The organism is uncultured Georgenia sp. (genome assembly GCF_937958535.1).
GTDB lineage: Bacteria > Actinomycetota > Actinomycetes > Actinomycetales > Actinomycetaceae > Oceanitalea.
The window spans coordinates 1-5947 of the sequence record NZ_CALGNQ010000031.1; the positions used below are offsets into that span (position 1 = coordinate 1).

Annotated in this window: 5 protein-coding genes; 4 read left to right on the plus strand and 1 reads right to left on the minus strand. The window is 74.0% G+C overall.

All coding sequences use genetic code 11. The features are described from left to right. Window positions 1–677 (minus strand): hypothetical protein (locus Q0195_RS01455; RefSeq protein ID WP_299273582.1); only part of this gene is annotated, 677 nt, incomplete at its 3' end. A gap of 215 nt (window positions 678–892) precedes the next feature. On the opposite strand from Q0195_RS01455, the gene Q0195_RS01460 reads away from it, so the two are divergent. The 4 genes from Q0195_RS01460 to Q0195_RS01475 form a co-directional block, all read left to right on the plus strand. After that, window positions 893–2269 (plus strand): GntP family permease, encoded by a 1377-nt coding sequence (locus tag Q0195_RS01460; protein ID WP_299273592.1) that lies wholly within the window; start codon window positions 893–895, stop codon window positions 2267–2269. Between the two features lie 16 nt (window positions 2270–2285). After that, entirely contained in the window at window positions 2286–3056 is a 771-nt protein-coding gene (locus Q0195_RS01465; protein WP_299273585.1) for a glucose 1-dehydrogenase, read from the plus strand. Window positions 3057–3064: 8 nt separating this feature from the next. Further along, window positions 3065–4069: a zinc-binding dehydrogenase gene (locus tag Q0195_RS01470; protein ID WP_299273587.1), complete on the plus strand. Its 1005-nt coding sequence runs from the start codon at window positions 3065–3067 to the stop codon at window positions 4067–4069. A gap of 71 nt (window positions 4070–4140) precedes the next feature. After that, the coding region (locus Q0195_RS01475) for a prolyl oligopeptidase family serine peptidase (protein WP_299273590.1) at window positions 4141–5947 on the plus strand (1807 nt) is incomplete at its 3' end.

Below are 5947 nucleotides of genomic sequence, written 5' to 3' on the forward strand. Positions count from 1 at the left end.
TCCGGGGCGGCCAGCGCCTGCTGCAGCCGCCGGGTGAACCACTCGGCCACCTCGACGGCGATCGGCGAGGCGTGCTGGGAGGCCATGTGCTCGCCCTCGACGACGACGAGCTCCACCGCCTGCACCGCCTGCCGCGTGAGCTCGAGGTCCTCCAGCCGGCTGCGCAGGTCCTCCGAGACCTCCTGCAGCGCCCGGGCCCGGCTCTCCGCCCGCACGTGGTCGAGCAGCTCGGTGAGATCGCCCTCCGGCGGCAGCCCGAGCCGCAGCTGGGCCCGGCGCACCTCCCCCAGGCCGGGGATGGCCGCCACCGCGGCCTCGAAGATGGGCACCACCGCCTCCACCGCGGCCCGCGCCCGGGTGAGGTAGGTCTGCCGCACGCTCTCGCTGAGCCGCTCCCAGGTCTCGCCGGCGGCGTCCCGCTGCGCGAGGCGTCGTGCCGCCTCCGGCACCGCCTGCTCGACCACCACCCCGAGCACCTCGGGGGCGCCGTCGGCGATCTCCTCCCAGGACTCCCGGGGCTCACCGAGCAACTCGGCGCGCAGCCCGGCACGCTCCTCACGCAGCCAGCAGATCTGCCGCTGCGCCGCGGACAGGGCGCGGGCGAGCTCGACCTCGACCGAGCCCTCGGCACCGGCGAGGAGCTCGTCCTGGTCAGGCGCGCCGTCGTCGACCCCCATGGGCACACGCTAGCGGCAGCTCGGCCCGCTCTCACGCGGCAGGCCGACGCGTGTCGTGCGGGGACGCCCGCGCCGACGGCCGGTCCACGCGGTCGCGGCCCCCGGTCGCGGCCGTGGGGGTGCGCCGCTACGGTGCGAGAGCGGCCCGCCGGGGGTGCCCGCCCCCGGCCTCTCTCTGACCTACGGGGGGCACCGTCATGGACGCCGAAGAGATCATGGAGCAGTGGAGCCAGACCCTCGGTGCGGGGCCGCTCCTCCTCATCGCGGCGGGGGCGATCGCCCTCATCCTCGTGCTCGTCATCGTCTTCAAGCTGCACGCCTTCCTCACCCTCGTCCTCGTCTCGCTCCTGACGGCGTTCGTCACCGGCATCCCGGTGGCTGCGCTGGTCTCCTCGCTCGTCGGTGCGTTCGGCGGCACGCTCGGCTCGGTCGCGCTGCTCATCGCCCTCGGCGCGATGCTCGGCAAGCTCATCGAGCACAGCGGGGGCGCGCGCGTGCTGTCGGAGAAGATGGTGTCCGTCTTCGGGGAGAAGCGGGCCCCGCTCGGGCTCGGCCTGGCGTCCCTCGCCTTCGGCTTCCCGATCTTCTTCGACGCCGGGCTCGTCGTCATGCTGCCGATCATCTTCGCCGTCGCCCGCCGGCTGGGGAACAACGTCCTGCTCTACGGGCTGCCCGCGGCGACGGCGTTCTCGGTCATGCACGTCTTCGTGCCGCCGCACCCCGGCCCGGTCGCGGCGACCGAGCTCTACGAGGCGAACATCGGCCTCGTCCTGCTCGTCGCGATCATCCTCGCCTTCCCCATCTGGTACCTCACCGGGTACCTGTGGGGCATCTTCGTCGGTCGGCGGGTCATCCTGCCCGTGCCGGCCCTGTTCGGCAGCGTCGACGACGACGTGCAGGTCAACCCGCCCAGTGTGGGGACCGTCGTCGGGATCCTCCTCCTGCCCCTCGTGCTGATCTTCCTCAACACCGGGCTGGACTTCCTCGACACCGCGGGCGTGGTCGACGACTCCGAGACGTGGGTGCAGGTGCTCATGTCCCTCGGCACCGCCCCCGTCGCCCTGCTCATCTCCGTGCTCGTGGCGCTCGTCGTCCTCGGCCACCGGCGCGGTGAGAACGGCACCGCGCTGGAGAAGATCGTCGACTCCGCCCTCGGGCCGGTCGCCTCGGTCATCCTCATCACCGGCGCCGGCGGCATGTTCGGCGGCGTCCTGCGGCTCTCCGGCATCGGTGACGCGCTGTCCGACGTCCTGGGCGACCTCGGGGTGCCGGTCATCCTCGCCGCCTGGCTCATCGCCGTCGTCCTGCGCGTGGCCCAGGGCTCGGCGACCGTCGCGCTCGTCACCGCGGCCGGGCTCATGGCTCCGGCCGTGACGACCGGCGGCTACAGCGAGCTGCAGGTCGTCGCCATCACGCTCGCGACGGCGGCCGGCTCGGTGTTCGCCAGCCACGTCAACGACTCCGGGTTCTGGCTCGTGGGCCGGCTCATGGGGATGGACGTCGAGACCACCCTGAAGACGTGGACGGTCCAGCAGACCCTGCAGTCGGTGGTCGGGTTCCTCTTCACCCTCGCCGTCTTCGCCATCTTCTGACCCGGGAGGCACCGCCGTGACCCGCTCACTCTTCGACATCACCGGCCGGCTCGCGCTCGTCACCGGCTCCTCCCGCGGCCTCGGGCTGGCGCTGGCCGAAGGTCTGGCCCAGCACGGCGCCAGGGTGGTCCTGCACGGTCGCGACCCACAGGCGCTGGCCCGCGCCCGCGAACAGGTCGCCGCCGCCGGGGACGGGCAGGTCCCCACGGTCTCCTTCGACGTCACCGACGCTGCCGCCGTGCGCGACGGGGTCGCCTCACTCGTCGCCGAGCACGGGGTGCCCGACATCCTCGTCAACAACGCCGGCATCCAGCGCCGCGCGCCGTTCAACGAGTTCGACCCCGCGGACTGGGACGCCATCGTCGCGGCGAACCTCAGCAGCGTGTTCTACGTGTCGCAGCAGATCACCCGCGGCATGGCCGAGCGCGGCTCGGGCAAGGTGGTCAACATCGGCTCGGTCCAGTCGCTCCTCGCCCGCCAGACCATCGCCCCCTACTCCGCCACCAAGGGCGGGGTCGCGATGCTCACCAAGGGCATGGCCGCCGACCTCGCCCGCTACGGGATCCAGGTCAACGCCATCTCCCCCGGCTACTTCGCCACCGAGCTCAACCGGGCCCTCGTCGAGGACGAGGCCTTCAACGCCTGGGTGGTCAACCGCACGCCGGCCGGCCGCTGGGGCCGGTTCGAGGAGCTCGTCGGCACACTCGTCTACCTGTGCTCCGACGCCTCGAGCTTCGTCTCGGGCCAGAACATCTTCGTCGACGGCGGCATGACCGCCGTGGTGTAGGAGGAACCGTGAGGGCGGTCGTCATCAACGGCAAGGAGGACCTCGAGGTCGTCGAGGTCCCCGACCCCGAGCCCGGGCCGGACCAGGTGCGCCTGCGGATCGCCTACGCCGGCATCTGCGGCTCGGACCTGCACTACTACTACGAGGGCGCGAACGGGGCGTTCGTCGTCCGCGAGCCGCTGGTGCCCGGCCACGAGGTGTCCGGGACGGTCGACCTCGACCCCTCCGGGCAGCTCGCGCCGGGCACCCCGGTCACCGTCCATCCCGCGACGTTCGGCGAGCAGCGCCCCGGGATCGAGGACCGGCCGCACCTGTGGCCCGGCGGCGCCTACCTCGGCAGCGCCTCGACCTGGCCGCACACGCAGGGCGGGATGAGCGAGCTGCTGCTCGTCGACCGGTCGATGGTCCGCGTGCTGCCCCGCTCGCTGCCGCTGCGCCGGGCCGCGCTGGCCGAGCCGCTCGCCGTCGGGCTCCACGGGATCACGCTCGCGGGCGGGGTGGACGGCGCGCGGGTGCTCGTCACCGGCTCCGGCCCGATCGGGCTGCTCACCGCTGCTGCCGCGCTCGCCGGCGGAGCCGCCCAGGTCACCGCCACCGACGTGCTGCCCGGCCCGCTCGAGCGCGCCCGGGCGCTCGGCGTGCACCGGACCGTGGACGTCAGCGCCGAGGAGCTGCCGGCCGAGGCGTACGACGTCGTCCTGGAGTGCTCGGGGGTGCCCGCCTCCATCAACGCCGCCTTCCGTGCCGCCCGCCGGGCCGGGGTGCACGTCCAGCTCGGGATGGTGCCCGACGAGCCGAAGGGCATCAACCTTGCGCCGATGATCTCCAAGGAGCTCACGGTGCTCGGGTCCTTCCGCTTCAAGGACGAGATCGACGCCGCGGTCGCGCTGCTGGACGCCCGGCCGGAGATCGAGCAGGTGGTCACCCACGAGCTGCCCGCCGACCGGGCGCTGGAGGCCTTCGCCGTGGCGCGCGACTCGCAGGCCTCCGGGAAGGTGCTCGTGGCGCTCTGACCCTGACCGGACCGCGCCCGCACGGGAAATGGACGCGGGGAGCCTCCGCGGGGCGTGATAGGACAGAAAGCGTGAACGCGACCCCCTTCCACGACCTCGACGACTACATCGCCCTGCCCCGGCTCGGCGGGCTCGCCCTCTCTCCCGACGGCCGCCGGCTCGTCACCGCGGTGAGCACGCTGAACGAGGACCGGACGACGTACCAGTCCGCCCTGTGGGAGGTGGACCCGACCGGCGAGCGCCCGGCACGCCGCCTCACCCACGGCCCCACGGGCGAGTCCCAGCCGGTGTTCACGGCCGACGGCGACCTCCTCTTCGTCGCCAAGCGCGGCTCCGAGGACGACGCCAAGCCGGCCGTCTGGTCACTGCCCGCCGCGGGCGGGGAGGCCACACTGCTCGCCGCCCACCCCGGCGGGGTGAGCAGTGTGCGTGCCGCCACCCGGGCCGCCGTCGTCACCCTGACCGCGGCCACCCTGCCCGCCGCCGCAGACCCGGACGAGGACCACCGGCTGCGCAAGGAGCGGACCGAGCGCAAGGTCAGCGCCATCCTCCACAGCGAGTACCCGGTGCGGTACTGGGACCACGACCTGGGCCCCGACCTGCCCCGGATCTACGTCGCCGAGCCGACCGGCGACGCAGACGCGGCCGCAGACCCGGCGCCGGAGGACGAGGCCCGAGCCCCCCGCGGCAGCCACGAGCTGCGCGACCTCACCCCCGGCGCCCGCGCCGCCCTGGTGGAGACCGAGTCCGACGTCGCCCCCGACGGCACCTTCCTCGTCACGACGTGGAACGTGCCCGAGGCGCGTGGAGCCGTGCGCACCCAGCTGCGGCGGGTCGACCTGGCCGACGGTGCACAGACGGTGCTCGTCGACGCCCCCGACGCCGACCTCGGCGCCCCCCGGGTGAGCCCGGACGGGTCACGGGTGGCCTACGTCCGGGAGCAGCACAGCACCGCCGAGCAGGCCCCGCGGGTGTGGGTCGAGGTGGTCGACGCCACCGGCGGCGGACAGCGTGCCCTGACCCGGGAGTGGGACCGCTGGCCCGCGCTGGTGCGCTGGCTCCCGGACGGCACCGGGCTGCTCGTCGTCGCCGACGAGGACGGCCGCTCCCGGCTCTTCCACGTCGCCCTCGACACCGGCGCGGTCACCCGCCTGACCGACGAGGGCGCGCTGACCGACGTCGTCGTCGCCCCGGACGGCGCGGCGGCCTACGCGCTGCGCTCCTCCTACGCCTACCCGGCCGAGGTGGTGCGCATCGACCTCACCGTGCTCGACGCGGTCGACGAGGGCGGCGCTCCCGTCACGGTGCTGCGCGGTCCCGCCGAGCGACCCGCCCTGCCGGGGACGCTCACCGAGGTGGAGACCACCACCGAGGACGGAGTACGGGTGCGGGCCTGGCTCGCGCTCCCCCACGGGGCGGGTGCCGACTCCCCCGCGCCGCTCCTGCTGTGGATCCACGGCGGGCCGCTGAACTCGTGGAACGCGTGGTCGTGGCGGTGGAACCCGTGGATCATGGTCGCCCGCGGGTACGCGGTGCTGCTCCCCGACCCGGCACTGTCCACGGGCTACGGGCAGGACTTCATCCAGCGCGGGTGGGGCGCGTGGGGCGGGGCCCCGTTCACCGACCTCATGGCCATCACCGACGCCGTCGAGCAGCGCCCGGACATCGACGCGTCGCGTACCGCCGCGATGGGCGGCTCCTTCGGCGGGTACATGGCCAACTGGGTGGCCGGCCACACCGACCGCTTCCGGGCAGTCGTCACCCACGCCAGCCTGTGGGCCCTGGACGCCTTCGGCCCCACCACCGACGCCGCCTGGTACTGGGGCCGGGAGATGTCCCCGGAGATGGCGCTGGCCAACTCCCCGCACCTGCACGTGG

Coding starts and splice junctions, on each gene's coding strand:
- Q0195_RS01460 (WP_299273592.1), top strand. CDS start 893: ATGGAGCAGTGGAGCCAGACCCTCGGTGCGGGGCCGCTCCTCCTCATC.